This is a genomic window from Shewanella sp. Koi 1 (genome assembly GCF_052907445.1).
This window is the reverse complement of sequence record NZ_JBREJM010000001.1, coordinates 1,633,063-1,651,830: the sequence shown is the minus strand read 5'-3', so window position 1 is coordinate 1,651,830 and position 18,768 is coordinate 1,633,063. Positions and strand designations below refer to the sequence as shown.

At 50.3% G+C, this 18,768-nt stretch carries 13 protein-coding genes and 1 pseudogene; 4 read left to right on the top strand and 10 right to left on the bottom strand.

The annotated features are described in order from the left end of the window. Positions 1–13: 13 nt before the first annotated feature. From ACUZ8J_RS07225 to ACUZ8J_RS07215, 3 genes are all read left to right on the top strand, one after another. Complete coding sequence (locus ACUZ8J_RS07225; protein ID WP_446693454.1) at positions 14–2,704, top strand: FAD-binding protein; 2,691 nt, start codon at positions 14–16, stop codon at positions 2,702–2,704. 176 nt (positions 2,705–2,880) lie between these two features. Further along, positions 2,881–3,777, top strand: coding sequence for a DMT family transporter (locus tag ACUZ8J_RS07220; protein ID WP_446693453.1), 897 nt, complete (start codon positions 2,881–2,883; stop codon positions 3,775–3,777). 68 nt (positions 3,778–3,845) lie between these two features. Next, positions 3,846–4,376 (top strand): lipocalin family protein, encoded by a 531-nt coding sequence (locus ACUZ8J_RS07215; RefSeq protein WP_248967164.1) that lies wholly within the window; start codon positions 3,846–3,848, stop codon positions 4,374–4,376. A gap of 137 nt (positions 4,377–4,513) precedes the next feature. Here the strand turns inward: ACUZ8J_RS07215 and ACUZ8J_RS07210 are convergent, their stop codons facing one another. Next, positions 4,514–6,106 (bottom strand): ABC-F family ATPase, encoded by a 1,593-nt coding sequence (locus tag ACUZ8J_RS07210; RefSeq protein WP_083757913.1) that lies wholly within the window; start codon positions 6,104–6,106, stop codon positions 4,514–4,516. A 486-nt stretch (positions 6,107–6,592) separates the two neighbouring features. Beyond that, positions 6,593–8,869, bottom strand: a complete 2,277-nt coding sequence (locus tag ACUZ8J_RS07205; protein ID WP_446693452.1) for a heavy metal translocating P-type ATPase — start codon at positions 8,867–8,869, stop codon at positions 6,593–6,595. A 137-nt stretch (positions 8,870–9,006) separates the two neighbouring features. Here ACUZ8J_RS07205 and ACUZ8J_RS07200 point away from each other — a divergent pair, with 137 nt between their 5' ends. Continuing rightward, positions 9,007–9,396, top strand: coding sequence for a Cu(I)-responsive transcriptional regulator (locus ACUZ8J_RS07200; protein WP_086902409.1), 390 nt, complete (start codon positions 9,007–9,009; stop codon positions 9,394–9,396). Between the two features lie 121 nt (positions 9,397–9,517). Here the strand turns inward: ACUZ8J_RS07200 and ACUZ8J_RS07195 are convergent, their stop codons facing one another. From ACUZ8J_RS07195 to ACUZ8J_RS07160, 8 genes and pseudogenes are all read right to left on the bottom strand, one after another. After that, entirely contained in the window at positions 9,518–11,551 is a 2,034-nt protein-coding gene (locus tag ACUZ8J_RS07195) for a prolyl oligopeptidase family serine peptidase (RefSeq protein WP_446693451.1), read from the bottom strand. A 57-nt stretch (positions 11,552–11,608) separates the two neighbouring features. Then, positions 11,609–11,851, bottom strand: coding sequence for a hypothetical protein (locus tag ACUZ8J_RS07190; protein WP_086902407.1), 243 nt, complete (start codon positions 11,849–11,851; stop codon positions 11,609–11,611). Between the two features lie 207 nt (positions 11,852–12,058). Then, positions 12,059–12,816, bottom strand: a pseudogene (locus ACUZ8J_RS07185) (SDR family oxidoreductase). Positions 12,817–12,835: 19 nt separating this feature from the next. Next, complete coding sequence (gene mmsB / locus ACUZ8J_RS07180) at positions 12,836–13,738, bottom strand: 3-hydroxyisobutyrate dehydrogenase (RefSeq protein WP_047539148.1); 903 nt, start codon at positions 13,736–13,738, stop codon at positions 12,836–12,838. A gap of 98 nt (positions 13,739–13,836) precedes the next feature. Beyond that, positions 13,837–14,988: an enoyl-CoA hydratase/isomerase family protein gene (locus ACUZ8J_RS07175; protein ID WP_446693450.1), complete on the bottom strand. Its 1,152-nt coding sequence runs from the start codon at positions 14,986–14,988 to the stop codon at positions 13,837–13,839. After that, positions 14,988–15,761 carry an enoyl-CoA hydratase gene (locus ACUZ8J_RS07170; RefSeq protein ID WP_446693449.1) on the bottom strand — a complete coding sequence of 258 codons (774 nt, stop codon included), beginning with the start codon at positions 15,759–15,761 and terminating at the stop codon, positions 14,988–14,990. The genes ACUZ8J_RS07175 and ACUZ8J_RS07170 overlap by 1 nt, the downstream gene beginning before the upstream one ends. Before the next feature lie 64 nt (positions 15,762–15,825). Beyond that, a complete protein-coding gene (locus tag ACUZ8J_RS07165; RefSeq protein ID WP_086902403.1) occupies positions 15,826–16,983 on the bottom strand; it encodes an acyl-CoA dehydrogenase family protein in 1,158 nt (385 codons plus the stop codon). Between the two features lie 164 nt (positions 16,984–17,147). Continuing rightward, positions 17,148–18,647: a CoA-acylating methylmalonate-semialdehyde dehydrogenase gene (locus ACUZ8J_RS07160; RefSeq protein ID WP_446693448.1), complete on the bottom strand. Its 1,500-nt coding sequence runs from the start codon at positions 18,645–18,647 to the stop codon at positions 17,148–17,150. Positions 18,648–18,768 lie beyond the last annotated feature (121 nt).

The window sequence follows — 18,768 nt, the reverse complement described above, 5'->3', positions numbered from 1 at the left end:
AAGGATGTTGCCGATGAAACCGCCGAAAACACCCCATAGCGCTTCGGATACGTTAATCAACACTGTGGCTCAAGCACAGAGCCAAGAGACAACCGCCTCAATGAATTCACTTTCCTTAACGCCATTGCCCCTCAGTCACACACTCGATGTATTTACCTTTCAGGCGTGGGTGAAAACCCTGCAGGGCGGGACTGTATTTCAATATTGCGACCAAGCCAATTATCCCAGCTTTATCGTACAAGTTACGCCACTCGGCCATATTGAGATTCGAGTTAATAGCCAGTTATTACAGATTGACACTATTTCCACCTTAGGCGGCTTAAATGATGGTTATTGGCATTTATTATCCATTACCTACCAATACCATGAATTAAGCTGTTTTATCGACGGTGATGAAATCCATTTACAGCAGCATTCAATCCCCTTAACGGATGAGGCTAAATTAAAAGCCGCCACGCAAACCATGAATGCTTTTGATGGTGAAGTTGTTAATATTAATTTGATTGAAACCTGTTTAACCGAAGCCGAAATTTTAGATTGTTATTTACATCCACATCAGCAAGCGGCGCTGATTGACAGTAATTTATATATTTATCCGAAAAAACATGCAAAGCACGAACTCCACTTAATGCCAACTCAATTGGCAAGACAGGAAGTCATGCTCATTATTTTTAATGACACCGAATATAGTTTTAATAAGCAGAACTTAAACAGCAACCACTTTAATAAGCAGCTACCCAGTATTATTCCTGCCCATGAACGCTGTGCGTATATGATTGAATCTAGCAGTGATAACTGGCCACATTTTATTTATAAGGCGAATTATCAAGCGAAAGAAAGTGCCGATATCAAACTGAGCTTCGATATTTTAAAATCCCTCACGCCCCATCGCTCGCACATTGATTTACAACTGAGCAATGAACTGGAATTTGATTGCTTTATCAGCCAGTCGACCTCGAGCCGATTAACGGCCGAGATCCGTATCAGTGAAAATGTGGTCACCCGACAAGCTAAGCATTTTATGCGCTTTATTAACGAAGTGCGCAGCCATATTGCCAGCGACCATATCATTACCGATGGCCAGTATTATGCAGAGCAGGATTTTTGGGTGAGTACGGGACAACAGATGTTGGCCTACGAAAAAGCCTGCCAACTGTTTAATCGCCGCTTGCAAAAAAAACCTCTTGCCATCATCAAATGCCGCAGCAGCCAAGAGGTAAAACTGGTCTATAAGACGGCGGTCGATTATCACCTTGCCATTAGCGTGCGCTCCAGCGGCCATGATCACGAAGGGGAAAGTGGCGAGACCAATAGCATAGTGATCGACTTATCCTCGATGAACAGCATAGAGCTCGATCCCATCAGTGGCATTGTCGCCATTGGGCCAGGTTGTACCATGCAGGCGTTAACCCACTTTCTCGCCCAAAAGGGCTTAATGCTGCCCCACAGCACCAGCGCCTCCCATGCCTTGGCGGGCTTTATTATGGGCGGCGGTTGGGGACCTTGGTGCCGCAAATACGGCATGTGCTGCGAAAGCTTAGTGCAGGCGGAAATCGTGTTAGGCATAGGTGAAACCCAAGTGGTCTCGGCGGCCAATAAGCCCGAACTCCTTTGGGCGCTCAAGGGCGGAGGCGGCTTAAGCTACGGTATTGTCACCCGTTTTTTTGTGCAGACCTTTGCACTGCCCCCAAGCCTGTTGAAATTTGAGCTGGAGTGGAACCCGTATCAAAAGGACAGCAAACAACTGCAAGAAACCACCCCGACCTTAAGATTATTGGAGCGTTGGGAGCAGATTATTCTGGCCGATAATCTGCCTTGTTTGCTCGGGACTAACCTTAAAATTCAAGCCAAACCCGCCCTATTGCAAGGGGTAAAACCGCCATTAAACACTGTGGTGCAGGCGCCCCAAGAGGCTAAACATAACTGCATTATGTACGGCTATTGGGAGGGCAATCCCGCAAGCCTTGCGCACTTTATTAAAGCCCAGTTTAGTGAGGTCGGTTTAAAACCTAACCGGGTACAAATGGCGGCCATGGGCGGCTTAACCCAATCCTATGGCGATGAATTGATGGAGAGCTGGAACCGCGAAGCGATTCAGGATTTACAACCCGTCTTAAACCATAGATTGGCTGAACTGCTTAATGATAAGGACATACAACTCTATAAAAATCAGCGCCATCACTCACAGGATCTACTCAGACCCGCGCCCCATAGGGTGACATCACGCTTGGCCCATGCACAGGGATTAAAACAGGGACACATCGCGCTTATCGACAGCCTCACCTCACCCCAACTGATTGATGGCAATCGGCAATTAGGCTTGTTTACCTATGTCACCCTAAGCGCAATTGCCGGTGATTTTTATCGCACGCTTGGTGAGGTACAAAAAAGCCAGAGCGCCTTCCCCTACAAGGAGCAGGCCTACATTATTCAGTATCAGGCATGGTGGAATAGCGAACTCCAAGAGCAAGCCTTAATGCAGGTGAACTCAGTGTATCCCCGAGTGAATAAGGCGCTCGACTGGATAGACACCTGCCGCGATGCCAGCATTGCCAATAGCGCTGGCGCCTTTATCAGCTTTAAGGACAATACCATACCGACCGCACGCTACTTTGGGCAAAATTACCAAATGTTGCAGCAGGTTAAGGCCAGTTATTGCCAAGACCCCTTGAATCATTTTCGCTCGCGTAAGTCGATTGTGTAGCTGAGGATTGATGACTTGCTAGCGCAGTCAAACCATCAATCTCGGCTTGTGTCGGGCGGTCTACATCTTTATCACACCGCGCCAACACAGCGTTCGCAATAGCACTCGCCTAGGCGGCATTTTTAAGGCAAACTCAGCTCCCTTCGTCGTTGAATTATTTGCATTAAAGGTGATACATGACACCGCCACCCGCACTGGCCATAGTGCTTGCCCTACTGGCCGCAAGCCTAATGGGCACCATTGGCGTATTCGCCCGTTTTGCCGCCCTACCCGCCGAACATATTACCTTTTACCGCCTGCTACTCGGTGCGCTGTTTTTAATGGCCTATATGTTGTTAACGGGTAAGGGACGGCAAATTCGCCACAAACCAAGCAAGCGCACCTTGATAAATGGCGCTATGTTGGCGGGATTTATGGCTTTTTATATCGAAGCCATTGAATATACCCAAATGGCAACGGTGATCATGATTATCTATCTCGCCCCTGTGCTGGCGTCACTCTTTGCCCATTTTGTGTTTCACGAGAGGCTTAAACGCTCCAGCATCGCCAGTGTGGTGCTCGCCTTGCTAGGCTTTATGCTGATGCTGCCCGTGACTTCGAGTCAGTCACTCTACGACAATGAAATCATGGGATATTTTTATGCCCTGCTCGCCTTGCTGACCTATTGCGGCTTTATCTTAATCAACCGTAAACCGAGCGCCGCTTCGCCCTATCAAAGCACCTTAGTCCAACTCAGTGTCGGCGCCCTCTGCTTACTGCCCTTAGTGTTAACGACGCCCTTAGTGCCGAGTCTGAATCAATTTGCTTGGCTGTTGGCGATTGGCTTCTTTCCGGGATTTTTAGCCATTCTGTTTGCGGTAAAAGCCCTTGCGCAGCTGCCTTCGGTCACCTATGGCACCCTCTCCTACGTCGAACCTGTGGTCGTGGTCGCACTCGCTTGGTGGTTATTTGATGAGGCGCTCACAACGCAGCAAATGCTGGGGGTGGCGCTGATTATGTTGGCGGGTATGGCACAGGGTTACTTAAGCCAGCGCCACTCGGCCAGCAAAACCTTGAAGGATTGCCCGACTTAAGCGTACAGTTAAACGCACAATTAGCCATATAACTAATAATAGACACTCGGGTTTAACAGGAGTCTTAAGTGAAAAAACTACTCTTACTTATCAGTGTATTAGTGTTATCGGGTTGTTTGGGCATGCCACGCAATGTCGAGCCCGTTAAGGATTTTCAGCTAGAGCGTTACTTAGGCAAATGGTATGAAATTGCGAGGCTCGACCATTCCTTCGAGCGCGGATTAACCCAAGTCACCGCCGAATACAGCCTTAAAGCCGATGGTGGGGTGAAGGTGATTAATCGGGGTTATTCCAATGATACCCAGCAATGGAAAGAGGCCGAGGGTAAGGCCTATTTTGTCAACGGCGATGGCGAAGCTTATTTAAAGGTCTCCTTCTTCGGGCCATTTTATGGCTCCTATGTGGTCTTTGGGCTCGACCAGCAAGATTACCAATACGCCTTTATCTCTGGGCCTGATACGGATTATTTATGGCTATTGGCAAGAACCCCGACCGTATCCCCAGAAGTGATGAAGCAATTTGTCGAGATGGCGAGCGCCCGCGGCTTTGATACCAACAGCTTGATTTATGTCGAACAAAAAGCCGAAGTTAAGCCATAACGGCTCAGCTAAGCCCAACACTCAAGGCTAATACTCAGGGCCAATGCTCAAGCTAAAAGCCAGCAACAAAAACGCCGCTAATAAGCGGCGTTTTTTTATCTGAACACTTAAGGCGAGTTAATCATTAAAGCCAGTGATTAGCCTTCGATGCCCTTGCTCACGAGGAACTCATCGTAGGTGCCCTTGAAGTCATTCACGCCGTTCGGGGTGATTTCAAGGATACGGTTGGCCAGTGACGATACGAATGCGCGGTCGTGACTCACAAACAGTAAGGTACCTTCGTATTTTTCCAGCGCGTTGTTTAATGATTCGATCGATTCCATATCCATGTGGTTGGTTGGTTCGTCGAGCATCAGGATATTTGGTTTTTGCATGATGAGCTTACCAAATAACATACGACCCTTTTCACCACCCGACAGCACTTTGACTGACTTTTTGATGTCGTCGGCGCTAAACAGCATACGACCTAAAATACCGCGTACCGCTTGGTCGTCGTCCTCTGGTTTACGCCATTGGCTCATCCACTCGAACAGGGTCATGTCGTTTTCGAAATCTGACTCATGGTCCTGCGCGTAGTAACCGATATTGCTGTTTTCAGACCATTGGATCAGACCTTCATCCTGAGGAATATCATGGATTAAGGTACGCAGTAAGGTCGTTTTACCCACACCGTTCTCACCGAGGATGGCGATACGCTCACCCACTTCAACGATAAGGTTTAAGTCTTTAAACAGCGGCGTGTCGTAACCTTTGGCTAAGTTTTCAACCACTAATGCGTTACGGAACAGTTTCTTTTCCTGATCGAAACGAATGAATGGGTTAACACGGCTAGAGGCTTTAACTTCTTCCAGCTTGATCTTATCGATTTGACGCGCGCGCGAAGTCGCTTGTTTTGCCTTAGAAGCGTTCGCAGAGAAGCGCGCCACGAAGGTTTGCAGCTCAGAGATTTGCGCTTTCTTCTTGGCGTTGTCGGCCAGCAGACGCTCACGGGCCTGAGAGGCCGCTTGCATATATTCGTCGTAGTTACCTGGGTAAACGCGCAGTTCACCGTAGTCTAAGTCTGCCATATGGGTACAGACTGAGTTTAAGAAGTAACGGTCGTGCGAAATGATGATCATGGTGCTATCGCGTTGGTTCAGTACGTCCTGTAACCAGCGGATAGTGTCGATGTCCAAGTTGTTGGTAGGTTCGTCGAGCAGCAGCACATCAGGATCGGAGAACAGCGCCTGCGCCAATAATACTCGCAGTTTTAAACCTGGGGCGATTTCAGACATTAGACCGAAATGGCTTTCGATACCGATACCCACACCAAGTAGCAGTTCACCAGCGCGAGATTCGGCGGTGTAACCGTCCATTTCGGCAAATTCCATCTCAAGGTTTGCCACGGCAATGCCGTCTTCTTCGCTCATTTCAGGTAAAGAATAGATACGGTCACGCTCTTGCTTCACTTTCCACAGTTCACGGTGACCCATGATCACTGTGTCGATGAGGGTAAATTCCTCATAACCGAATTGGTTCTGGCTTAACTTACCCAGACGCTCGTTGACGTCTAAGGATACGTTACCGCTGCTCGGCTCTAGATCACCGCAAAGGATCTTCATGAAGGTTGATTTACCGCAGCCGTTCGCACCGATAAGACCGTAACGGTTACCGCCGCCGAATTTAACTGAGATGTTTTCAAACAGTGGCTTAGAGCCAAACTGCATGGTGATATTCGCTGTAGTGATCAAAATGAACTTCCAAATCGAGTTAGGTTGGCCGGACGTCTGGCAAGGCAACTAAGTATAACCCTATTTGCAAAAGCCAAGCTGTCTAACCTGAGGGGGTAAAAATAAACGTGGCACTATAGCAGTTTGGGCTAAATTATCAACTAAAAAGGCCTACTTAGCCGCGAATCGTCAAGCAAAATAACGGGCTATAACGCTTATTTTAGTGCTGGTATTAACCTAAGCTAACGGCTTATTTCAGCAACATTTTTACCGGATGATTCAAGCTAATGGAATGGGATGACAGCAGGATGAATCCGCAAAATGATTCACGAGTTGGATGTAAAGTTTGGACTGGGTTTGTGCTTGAGTTTGGGCAGGCATTTAGGCTGAGGTTGATATTTATGTTCAAACAATACAGCCCGCAAAATGTGGGCTGTATTGGGAGTACTTACTCACTCGCCTGCTGATTTGCGAGGCAAAGTGTTATCACTCACGCGAGCGCAAGCGTTATAACTTTTGCTGTCTTAATCGGTTCGCATTGGTGACCACAGTTAGGGAAGACAGCGCCATCGCAGCCCCGGCAATCACGGGGCTTAACAGCATACCCGTGAGCGGATACAAGACGCCCGCCGCCACAGGAATACCTAAACTGTTGTAGATAAAGGCCCCAAACAGGTTCTGTTTAATATTGCGAATGGTCGCGCGGGAAAGTGCCAATAAGTTAGCAATCACTATCAGCTGATGGGACAGCAGAGTCATATCCGCGCTTTCGATCGCCACCTCAGTGCCCGATCCCATGGCGATCCCCACATCGGCGCTCATCAGGGCAGGCGCATCGTTGATACCGTCCCCCACCATGGCAACCACATGGCCTTGCTGTTGTAAGGCTTTAATATGCTGCTGCTTTTGCTCGGGTAACACGCCCGCAATCACTTCCTCTATGCCTACCTGTGCTGCCACCGCCTGCGCCGTTTGTGGATTATCTCCAGTCAGCAGCACTACGCGAATCCCCTGTGAGCGGATGGCGCTGATCGCTGCTTTAGCGTCGGCCTTGATCGGATCGGCAATGGCGATAGTGGCCACTAACTTGCCCGCCTTGGCGACATAAATCGCCGTCTTGCCCTGTTTAGCAAATTGCGCGGCGGCTTCTACCGCAAAGCCTGAGTGGCTGCCTGTCACGCCCTCAGTTGACTGCACATTAAATGCCGCCATTAAGGCTTGATTGCCCACTAAAAAGTCGGCGCCATCGACTCGCCCTTCGATGCCCTTACCTTGATGATTGGTAAAAATCTCGGTCACGGGCAATGGAATCGAGGCTTGCTTAACATGGCTGACAATTGCACTGGCCAGCGGATGCTCCGAATGCTGCTCAAGACTGGCGATAGCGCCAAGCAGTGCGCGCTTGTCTTCATTACTGAGTGCTTGGTCATTAGGAGCTTGGTCATTACCTTCAATCCAATGGATATCAGTCACTTGGGGTTTACCCTGAGTCACTGTGCCGGTTTTATCCAGCACCACACAATCGACCTTGCTGGCGCTTTGCAGTGCCTCACCATTTTTAACCAACACGCCCATTTGAGCGGCGCGGCCAACGGACACCATGATAGACATAGGTGTCGCTAACCCTAAGGCGCAGGGACAGGCGATGATCTGCACGCTAGTGAGCACCACAAGTGCATGGCTGAGCGCGGGTTCTGGCCCAACAAGATACCAAATCGCCGCCGCGAGTAAGGCGATTACGACGACTGTTGGCACAAATACCGCCGAAATTTTATCGGCTAGACGACCGATTGGCATCTTGGAGGTTTGCGCCTCCTGCACCAGTGCGATGATTTTGGCAAGGCGCGTATCCTGCTGCCCAGCGGTCACTCGGTAGACTAAACTGCCGTTACCATTGACAGTCCCCGCACTGAGATTATCCCCCACATGCTTAGGCACAGGAATCGGTTCACCCGTCAGCATGGCCTCATCGAGTAATGACTGGCCGGACTCTACTACGCCATCGAGTGCGACCCTGTCGCCCGGGCGAAGTCTGAGTTTATCCCCCAGTTTAAGCTTATCGATTTCCACCTCTTCATCGCCATTTTCACCAATACGAATCGCGGTAGAAGATTGCAGGCCGAGCAAGCGCTGCACCGCTTCGCAGGTCTTGCCCCGAGCTTTGAGTTCAAGGGCGTGACCTAAGTTAATCAAGCCTAAGATCATCACGCTCGCCTCGAAGTACACATGGCGAGTGTCCATTGGGAACGCACTCGGGATAAGCACCACCAGCATGGAATAGAGCCATGCCGTGCTGGTACCTAACACGATTAAAGTATCCATATTGGTGGTTTTGGCTTTAAGCGCGCGCCACATTCCCTGATAGAAATGGCGCCCGGTACCGACTAAAAGTGCCAAGGTAACTAAGCCCATAATGCCCCAGCCAAGCTGCATGCTAGGGCTATTAATCATCATTTCGCCGCCCAGCAATCCCCATAACATCATAGGGATACCAACAGTGAGCGCGGCGATGGCCTGACGCATCCGCAGGCGATACTCCGCCGCATCTTCGACCCGTTTTTCCTCAGCGGCCGCCTTTGCGTCCACAATCAACTGGGCGGGATAACCCGCCTTATCCATCACGGCCAGCGCCGCATCGCTGCTCATCTTGCCATCCACAGTCACTTGCTTATCGGCGAGATTGATACGGGCACTCACATTCGGCTCGGCCGCAAAGGCCTTTTCAATTTTGGCCACACAACCAGCACAATTCATGGTGGCGACATAGAGTTTTATCTGCGACATGGAAGATCCCTCACTTGAACTTAACCGCTATAGGATTAAGATAAAGTCTCCCATCACGGGAGAGTCAAGGGTGTTTGTGTGGCAAGTCTCACACTTGTCTGCACGAGTCTTTAGAACAGATAAGAACCGAGGTCAGTATGAAAATTGGTGAAGTCGCAAAGCACACAGGCTTAAGCGTCAAAAGCATACGTTATTACCACGATATCGGCCTTGTCTGCGGTGAGCGTAACGAGGCGGGATACAGGGTGTATCGCCATCGTGATATCGAATCGCTGAAATTTGTCCACCAGTGCCGCGACTTAGGTTTTAGTCTCGAGGATTGCAAACTCCTGCTTGGCCTTCGCAATAACGACAGCCGCAATGCCGAAGAGGTGAAGCAACTCACCCGCAACCATTTGGCCTATGTTGAGGAGCAAATTGGTAAATTGCAGAATCTTCGTAGCCAGTTACAGCAAATGGTCAGCGAGTGCCAAGGTGGCGACCAGCCCCACTGCGCGATTATTGATAGCCTTAACCACCAGCACTAAATGCTTAATCATCTGCATTAACCCAGCCATAAAAAAGCCTGCTTGGATGCAGGCTTTTTTATGGGGTTGTCGCTAAGACTTAAACGCCAAGGCGTGAGTGCTTTTGTTTAGTACATTTGTTTTAGTGCTTTAGCGCGGCCACATTATCCAACTGTAAGGCTGGCAACTTACCCGCAGGGGTAAAATGGAATACTTGGCCATAAAAGGCTAACTCGGTTTCTAAGCCAGCGGCTTTATGCTCAGGCGTTCGCCCCTCATCGGAATCATCACCATAGTCGATGTAAGCCGTCGGCACGCCTTTGGCTTTCAGTGCCTCATAAATTTGCCGCGACTGGGCCGTCGGTACAATCTTGTTTCTCAAGCCTTGGAAAATCAGCAAGGGTTCATTCAAGCCATCTAAGTGATTGAGTGGCGATAACTCACGATAACGTTGCTTATTCTCGGGATAGGGGCCGATAAGCTGATCTAAATAACCCGACTCAAACTTATGTGTGCCCTTAGCGAGCTGCTCAAAATCGCTGATGCCCTCGTAGCTCACCCCCGCTTGAAACACATCATAAAACGCCAATGAAGACATCACGGTTAAGCCACCCGCACTAATGCCGCGAATCGCAAGTTTATTGGCATCGACCCAGCCCTTAGCCACTAAATACTTGGCCGCATTGACGGCATCTTCCACATCGCTTTCCCCCCATTTGCCATACAGGCTCTGGCGATAGGCGCGGCCAAAACCACTGCTGCCACGGAAGTTTAAATCCAACACGGCAAAGCCGCGGCTGGTCCAGAATTGGATCTCACTGCGATAGGCAAGTGATGCGCGCGCCGTCGGCCCGCCATGTAACATCACAATAAGCGGCGGCCGAGTGTCGTGGGGCGCAATGTAATTAGGATTCACCGGACCATAAAAATAACCATAGGCCTGCTGATTTTTACCCGTCGCGAAGGCGATATTTTTCGCCCGCGACACATAATTAGGGTCAAGATTCGGCAGCGCAGGGGCATAGACTAACTCAGTACCACGGCCGACAACTCGATATATGCCCTTCTCTGGCGTCGCCTTAGCGCCGACAAAATAAACCCCATCTTCGCCCTTCACCACCTGAGTAATCTCAGCAAAATCAACGGCAAGGGATTCGGTTAATCCCGAATCTAAGTGCATCCGCAGCAATGCAGCTCGATTGCCTTCGACATAGCTGGCAATCAAGGTCGAGGCATTTTCAAAGGCATAGTTATGATTGCCTAAGCGCCAATCGGGCACGGCAAACTCGGCATTTTTACTCAGTACCGGCTCTAAGGTTTCTTTTGGGGTGACGCGGTAAATATTCCACCAGTTACTGAGATCGGACACCACATATAAGTTGCCGTCGGGGCCGAATAAGGGCTGAGTCACCGAAGAATCCTTGGGCGTACTCACCTTACGAATATTTTTTAACTGGCCCTTACGGTCAAGATCCCCAAGCCAAAGCACGCTGTTATCCCAAGGCATGTAGGGATGCTCCCAAGTGATCCACGCCAATTGCGTGTTATCGGGGGAAATAGTGGGGGAAGAAATAAAATCATGGTCAGTGACAAAGGTATCGCCTTCACCGGCAAAGTTAAGATTGATGGTCACTAGGCTGGCTTTAGGTTCGCCGCCCTGACGATGGTCTTCGCGCACACAAATAATCCGCGAGCCCTTGGGATACGCCACGCAATCTGCATGACGGGTACCATTGGGGGTTAACGGTAATGGCGGTTGATTCGGGGCGAAACGATAAAACAGTTGGTCCTGCAATTTAGTGGCAAACAAGCTCTGGCCTATGCCTAAGAATGCTGCGCCGCCATACTCATGCACGGTAGATCTGACATTAAAATCAGGGGGAACCACTTCGGTCACTTTACCAAGGTCATCGAGGCGTTTAATGCCAACTTTGCCCTGTGCGCTGCCGCTGGATTCGGCAAAATAAATCGCGTCCCCCACGCTTTGCAACTCTGCAATATCATCGGCCTGCTCAAACACCGAGGCCGCAGACAAGGGCGATTGCCAACTGCCATAGGGTGCAACTTTAATATCGCCATTTTCCTTGGCGGGTAAATCCTGTGTATCCGTACGCTCACACCCGCCCAGCAGCAAAACTGCACTCAGCAGATATGGTAAATAGCGTCCTAACCCCATTGTATTCCCCCAGTTTGCCAACTGAACAAACCGAAATATGCTACTGCCCTTTTGGGCTTATTTTTTAACTTTTCTGATAAACCACTTGATGACATTGGCCTGCTGCACTTGCGTGAGACCAAAGTAAATACAAATCCAAGGTGACAGCAGAAAAAACCACGGGATCACCGCGACCGAACGACCTGTGAAAAGAAGAAAGAAGAAGCCGCCGTAGATCACTATCACACCCAAGACACCGACTATCAGCATCATGCGCTTAGTGATTTTTTCAAGCCAAAGGGCCTTATCCTGCCATGACATTCAGATAATCAACTCCATCACTATAATGTCAACCCTATTTGTAAAGTTATGTAAAAAAAGTGGAGTGCGATTGTTGAAGGATAGCCAGTAAATGTCAACTCCGTTCCACCGTTGTGCGGCGCGAAAATCATCCGCCACACATAAATCTTTACTCAATAAAAAACCGAGCAGATGCTCGGTTTTTTTTAATATCAATAAGATACCATATTACAGACGGATACCGCCATCCACTTCAAAGACACGACCATTTACATAATCGTTTTCAATGATAAAGCGTACGGTAGAAGCTATCTCCTCCGCTTGGCCTAAACGGCCAACGGGCACAAGCTTCTCTAAACGCTCAAGCGCTTCTGGCTTCATCGCCGCGGTCATTTCAGTGGCAATCACCCCGGGTGCTACCGCTGCGCTACGGATATTGTAACGGGCTAACTCTTTTGCCCAGCCCACAGACATGGCCGCCACACCCGCTTTAGAAGCCGCGTAGTTAGATTGGCCTACGTTACCCGCTTTGGCGAGGCTAGAAATGTTGACAATCACCCCTGCTTGACCCGATTCGATCATCGCAGCAGCCGCCTCACGGCCACAGAGGAAGCTGCCAGTAAGGTTAACATTGATCACCGATTGGAATTGGTCGAATGACATACGGTCAGTCACTTTGCCGTCTTTAGCTTTGACTAACATGCCATCGCGCAGGATGCCGGCATTATTCACTAATACGTTAATTTTGCCGAAATCTTCCAATATGTAAGCAAAACCTGCGACCACATCTTCTTCGTCGGTAATATCTAACGCATAACCTTGGACTTCGGTGGCTGAGCCTAAATCGGCACAGGCGCGCTCAGTTTTTCTTGATCAACATCGATCAGCGCCAACTTAGCACCCGCCTGCGCAAAATTGTGCGCCATTGCTAAGCCTAAACCACCCGCGCCGCCAGTGATGACGACAACCTTATCTTTTAAATCCATCTGGTTATCCCTTGTTTATCTATTTTTTAAGTGGTGCAAATTGTTCAAAAATACTGGAGAAGTCTCGGCGACCATTGCCTTGTCTTGCATGATTCACATACAAGCTGCGCGCGAGTGAGCCCATGGGTGTACTCGAATTGCTCAATAATGCTGCTTCTTGAGAGAGGCCGAGATCTTTAACCATCAAATCTACCATAAAGCCGCCCTGATAGCCCTTAGAAGAAGGCACATTCTCCATTACGCCCGGGCAAGGATTGTACTTCTCTAAGGTCCAGTTACCGCCGCTGCTGACCTTCATAATGTCCGACAGCACTTTAGGGTCGAGACCATGGTCAATCCCCATTTGTAGCGCCTCAGATGTGCCGACCATCAACACAGATAGCAGCATGTTGTTGCAGATTTTAGCGACCTGACCGGCACCAGCGCCGCCCGCATGGAAGATATTCTTGCCCATAGCGTTAAGTACAGGTTGCGCACGTTCGAAGGCGATGTCCGAGCCACCACAGATAAAGGTCAAGGTGCCTGCCGCCGCGCCCGCGGTACCGCCCGATACTGGCGCATCGATAAATTCGATACCACTCTTAGCCGCTTCGGCCGCCACCAATTGGGCGCTTTGGGCATCAATGGTCGAGCAATCAATCAGCAGGGTATCGCCAGCGACTACGTCGAGTAGGCCCTTCTCACTACCATTGCCTAAGTATAAGTTTCGAACATGCTTACCCGCAGGCAGCATAGTGATCACCACATTGGCGCCTGCCGCTGCGCCGCATGCCGTGCTCGACACTAAAGCGCCTTGGTCGGCCAAGGCTTGCATGGCGGCTGGCACTAAGTCGAAGACACGTACCGTCATGCCCGCTTTTAATAAATTGGCCGCCATTGGGCCGCCCATATTACCTAAACCGATAAATGCTACTGTACTCATGCCATCACTCCTGTGTTCTGGTGTCTTTATTATTCCAGATAGTTGTTATTCCAGACAAAAATGGCAGGCAAAGCACTCGCTCTGCCTGCCATTGATTGTTAGCTTAATTGGCTTAAGGGATGTTCTTCTCCCCAAGGTGAGGTCAATATGTCCTCGATAATGCTGTTTGGCACGGATTGTACATCGGCAAATTGCCATTTGGGCTGTCTGTCTTTATCGATCAGCAGTGCCCGTACGCCTTCACAGAAATCGCCCTTAGCGCAGGTGTTAACGCTGACGGTTAATTCCCATTTAAAACATTGTGCTAGGCTGAGTTTGGTGCCGAGTTGGGTTTGGATATACGCCAAATGCCAACTGATAGGACTGCCCGCGAGCATGGTCGCACAGGCTTTATTTAACCAAGCTTCTTCGGTGCTTAAGGTTGACATACGGCTGACGATATCCGTCAAGCTGCCCGCCATCAGTCGGTCGATCATCTCTTGGCTCTCGGCCAGTAAACTATCACCCTTAGGGATGTCCACTTGGTTCGACAGTTCGTTGATCATAGAGTCGAGTCTTTGATGGTTCAGCGCTGGCGTATCGCTCCAATCGAGGGTCGCCATGGCATCGAACATCAGCTCTTTGTCGTCACGATTCAGATAATGATCGGCAAGGCCAACGTAACAGGCATCGGCGGCATTCATTTGATAGGCCGTTAGCCCTAAAAACAGCCCCATTTTGCCCGGCATGCGGTTGAGGAAATAGCTGCCGCCCACATCGGGATAAAGCCCAATGGTGACTTCGGGCATGGCGATACGGGAGGTTTCAGTCACGACTCTATGACTCGCACCCGCCATCAGACCCAGACCGCCGCCCATCACTATGCCATCTCCCCATACCAGCACAGGTTTGCCATAGGTATGCAGTAGATAATCGAGACGATATTCTTCTTCGAAGAATACTTTAGCGACCTCAGTCACTTGTCCCTTAGCGGCAATAGACGCGTGGTATAACGCGCGCACATCGCCACCCGCACAGAACGCCTTTTCTCCGCTGCCATCGAGTACCACACAGGCGATTAACGGATCTTTTTTCCACAAATTGAGCTGCACCGTCATGGCTCGAACCATATCGAGATCCAAGGCGTTGAGGGCTTTTTCAACATTGAGCGTCACCACCCCAACTAATTTACCCGAGGCGGTGGCTAAGGTTTGAAAAACCACATTTTGTGTGGTGGACGTGTGTGCAGCCTTATCTACTAAATTTGTCATTAGCGGTTCTTCCAATCAGCTTTACGTTTTTCCAAAAACGCGTTCACGCCTTCGGCCTGATCTTCAGTATCGAACAATCCGACAAACAGTTCACGCTCTATCGGTAAGGCTTGGCTGCGCGGCATTTGACGCCCAGCTTGGATAAGTGTCTTACAGGCAGTCACACTGCTTGGGCTCTGATTCGCCACTTTGGCGGCCAGTGCAATCGCCGCATTTAAGGCTTCACCCGTTTCAACCACTTCCTCGACTAAACGCAAATTCAGCGCTTGGGCGGCATTCACCCGCTCACCGCAGAGGATCATGCGTTTTGCCCAACCTTCGCCTACTAAAGCGGTCAGGTTTTGGGTACCGCCCGCACAGGGCAGCAGGCCAACGGTGGCCTCAGGCAATGCCATCACGGCTTGGGTTTCGGCGATACGAATATCACAGGCCAGCGCGACTTCTAAGCCGCCGCCCATGGCATAGCCGTTAATGGCGGCAATCGACACGCCGCGGAACTGGCTTAAGGTTTCAAAAGCTTCGCCAAAGTGTTTTGCCATGCTCGCCGCATTGCCCTTATCACCGTCGCTAAACAGTTTTAAATCGGCACCCGCGGAGAAAAACTTGTTGCCCTCGCCTATTAACACCAGCGCGTAAATGTCCTTGTTGGCATTAAGCTCCAGCACTTTGGCCTTGAGCGCCTGCAAACTCTGGGCGGTCCAAGTGTTGGCCGGCGGATTATTCATCGTCAGAATCGCCGTGTGGCCTTCGATACGCTCAACTAAATATTCCATCTGTTTCGGCTCCCTTATATTTCCAATCGGTTATCGCCAAATCCTACAGTCCCATCTGGGCAGCTTAGAGGATTTGTCCGGCATTTTCGTCGAGTAAACGACGGGCGATAATGAGGCGCATAATCTCGTTAGTGCCCTCTAAAATCTGGTGTACACGCACATCACGGAAGTGACGCTCTAAGGGGTACTCCCTGATATAACCATATCCGCCATGAATTTGCAGCGCAGCATCACAAACTTGGAAGCCGACATCGGTGGCAAAACGCTTCGCCATCGCGCAATAGGCGGTAGCTTCTGGGTCGCCACTGTCGAGCTTAAAGGCGGCCAAACGCACCATTTGACGCGCGGCCACTAATTCGGTCGCCATATCGGCAAGCTTAAATTGCAGTGCTTGGAAGGCTGCCAGCGGTTTACCAAATTGCTGACGCTCATTCATGTACTGAGTTGCACGCTCTAAAGCCGCCTGCGCCGTACCGACAGAGCAAGTAGCGATATTGATACGGCCACCGTCTAAGCCTTTCATCGCAAAGGTAAAGCCTTGGCCTTCTTCGCCGAGCAGGTTCGCAACGGGCACACGCACATTATCGAAGGTGACTAAGCGCGTCGGCTGCGCGTTCCAGCCCATCTTATCTTCGGCCTTGCCATAGATAATGCCTTCACTGTCGGCAGGAATGGCAATGGCCGAAATCCCCTTTGGCCCAGCTTGTCCAGTGCGGCACATTACGACTAAAAGCTCAGTTGAACCTGCGCCCGAGATAAACATCTTAGAGCCAGATACCACATATTCATCACCCTCACGCACCGCTTTGGTTTGCAGTGATGCCGCATCCGAGCCAGCACCGGGCTCAGTTAGGCAGTAAGACGCCAGCATTTGCCCCGTGGTCAAAGGCTCAGACCATGCTTGACGCAGCGTCTCAGTGCCCCAAGTGGTGACCATCCAAGTGGCCATATTGTGAATCGTCAGCATAGCCGTTGTGGCAGTACAGCCCTTTGATAGCTCTTCGAAAATAATCGAGGCATCTAAGCGCGACAGCCCCATACCGCCTTCCGACTCGGGGGAATACAGGGAGCAGAAACCCAGCTCACCGGCTTTTTGGATCACATCCTTAGGGAAATGATGTTCTTCGTCCCATTTGGCGGCAAAGGGGGCGAGTTCATCCGCCGCGAACTGGCGGGCCAGATCGGCAAATTGGCGTTGGTCTTCGTTGAAATTAAAATCCATTTGGCTCTCCTATGACTCTTTGGCCATTTCTTTTCGTCAATATCTTTTGCGTAATACACAGTGAATTTATCGGCAGGCTTATCATCAATGAGCACTAACTGGCGCCACGTTTAGACTGAAAAACCTGCTGTGTCACAATGCGTTCAAACTGTTTTTAAAACCGCTTAGCGCAAGTTAATACTCATATTTGGACCTGCGGCCACGGCAATGTCCGACTCGAACCAGCGAGAGGTAATGGTCTTAGTTTCAGTGTAGAAACGTACCGCTTGCTTACCGTAAGCGTGTTGGTCGCCGTAGAAACTGCCCTTCCAACCCGTGAACGAGAAGAAAGGTAATGGCACTGGGATAGGCACGTTAATGCCCACTTGGCCAACTTCGATTTCGTGTTGATATTTACGGGCTGCGGCGCCGCTTGCGGTAAAGATAGAGGTACCATTGCCGTAGGGACTGGCGTTAACCAGTTCGATGGCATCTTCTAATGAATCGGACTCCATACAGCAAAGCACAGGGCCAAAGATTTCTTCTTTGTAGATGCTCATATCGGTGGTGACCTTAGTGAACATGGTCGGTCCTACCCAGTTACCCGACTCGAAACCTGCCACGCTAAAGTCGCTGCCATCGAGTAAACACTCGGCGCCCTCTTGCTTACCTTGGGCGATAAGTTTAAGCACGCGCGCTTTGGCGGCAGGGCTTATCAGCGGGCCGTAACCCGCTTCTTTATCGTCCCATAAACCTGGGCGGACCTTCGCCAGCGCTTCTTTGAGCTCTGGGATCCACTCTTTGGCCGCGCCAACAAATACCGCGACCGAAATCGCCATACAGCGTTGCCCCGCTGCACCGACCGATGCACCGACCAAGTTGTTGATCACTTGCTGCTTATTCGCATCAGGCATGATCACGCAGTGGTTTTTTGCCCCAGCAAAGGCTTGCACGCGTTTTAAGTTATCGGTACCGGTTTTGTAGATGTATTGACCTACAGCCACAGAGCCGACGAAGGAAATGGCTTTTACCGCAGGATCGGCCAGTAGGATATCGACCGCAGTTTTATCGCCATGCACCAGCTGTAATACGCCCTTTGGCGCACCCGCTTCAACAAACAGCTCAACTAAGCGCTGCGGCGTCATAGGGTCTTGCTCAGATGGTTTGAGGATAAATGTGTTACCGCAGGCAATCGCCAGTGGGAACATCCACAGTGGGATCATCGCAGGGAAGTTAAACGGCGTGATGCCCGCACACACGCCAAGAGGCTGAGTGTAGCTGTAGGTATCGATTGAACGCGCGACGTTCTCAACGGTTTCGCCCATCAATAATGAAGCAATGTTGCAGGCATGTTCCGCCACTTCAATTCCGCGCCACACATCGCCCTTAGCATCTTCAAAGGTTTTGCCGGTTTCTTTGGCAAGGATAGTCGCCAGTTCGTCGTGGTGTTCTTTTAACAAGTGTTGGTAGCGCAACATGACACGGGCACGCTCAGACACAGGTACTTCTTTCCACGTCTTAAAAGCCGCCTTGGCACTGGCGATGGCCGCGTGGACTTCATCGGCCGTAGCGCTATTAATAACGGCAATCGGCACGTTATCGGCGGGATTGGTCACCACGATTTGTGATGTACCAGTGCCTGTGGTGAATTCGCCATCGATGTAATGCTTAACTTGTGTGGTCATGTTGCAATCCTTTTCCTTGTTTAGGGTCGAGCTGGCGGTGCGATATTATGTTTATCCTCAGCGGGATGTTTGCCCTTGCCAGCTCAGTCTTGGTCTTGTTGATTGTTTTGCCGTGATTCGC

Excerpts from the sequence above, each read along its gene's own strand:
- ACUZ8J_RS07190 (WP_086902407.1), bottom strand. The coding sequence starts at position 11,851 with ATGTCATGGCAGGATAAGGCCCTTTGGCTTGAAAAAATCACTAAGCGC.
- ACUZ8J_RS07200 (WP_086902409.1), top strand. The coding sequence starts at position 9,007 with ATGAAAATTGGTGAAGTCGCAAAGCACACAGGCTTAAGCGTCAAAAGC.
- ACUZ8J_RS07195 (WP_446693451.1), bottom strand. The coding sequence starts at position 11,551 with ATGGGGTTAGGACGCTATTTACCATATCTGCTGAGTGCAGTTTTGCTG.
- ACUZ8J_RS07165 (WP_086902403.1), bottom strand. The coding sequence starts at position 16,983 with ATGGATTTTAATTTCAACGAAGACCAACGCCAATTTGCCGATCTGGCC.
- ACUZ8J_RS07160 (WP_446693448.1), bottom strand. The coding sequence starts at position 18,647 with ATGACCACACAAGTTAAGCATTACATCGATGGCGAATTCACCACAGGC.
- ACUZ8J_RS07170 (WP_446693449.1), bottom strand. The coding sequence starts at position 15,761 with ATGGAATATTTAGTTGAGCGTATCGAAGGCCACACGGCGATTCTGACG.
- mmsB (WP_047539148.1), bottom strand. The coding sequence starts at position 13,738 with ATGAGTACAGTAGCATTTATCGGTTTAGGTAATATGGGCGGCCCAATG.
- ACUZ8J_RS07220 (WP_446693453.1), top strand. The coding sequence starts at position 2,881 with ATGACACCGCCACCCGCACTGGCCATAGTGCTTGCCCTACTGGCCGCA.
- ACUZ8J_RS07225 (WP_446693454.1), top strand. The coding sequence starts at position 14 with ATGAAACCGCCGAAAACACCCCATAGCGCTTCGGATACGTTAATCAAC.
- ACUZ8J_RS07205 (WP_446693452.1), bottom strand. The coding sequence starts at position 8,869 with ATGTCGCAGATAAAACTCTATGTCGCCACCATGAATTGTGCTGGTTGT.
- ACUZ8J_RS07175 (WP_446693450.1), bottom strand. The coding sequence starts at position 14,988 with ATGACAAATTTAGTAGATAAGGCTGCACACACGTCCACCACACAAAAT.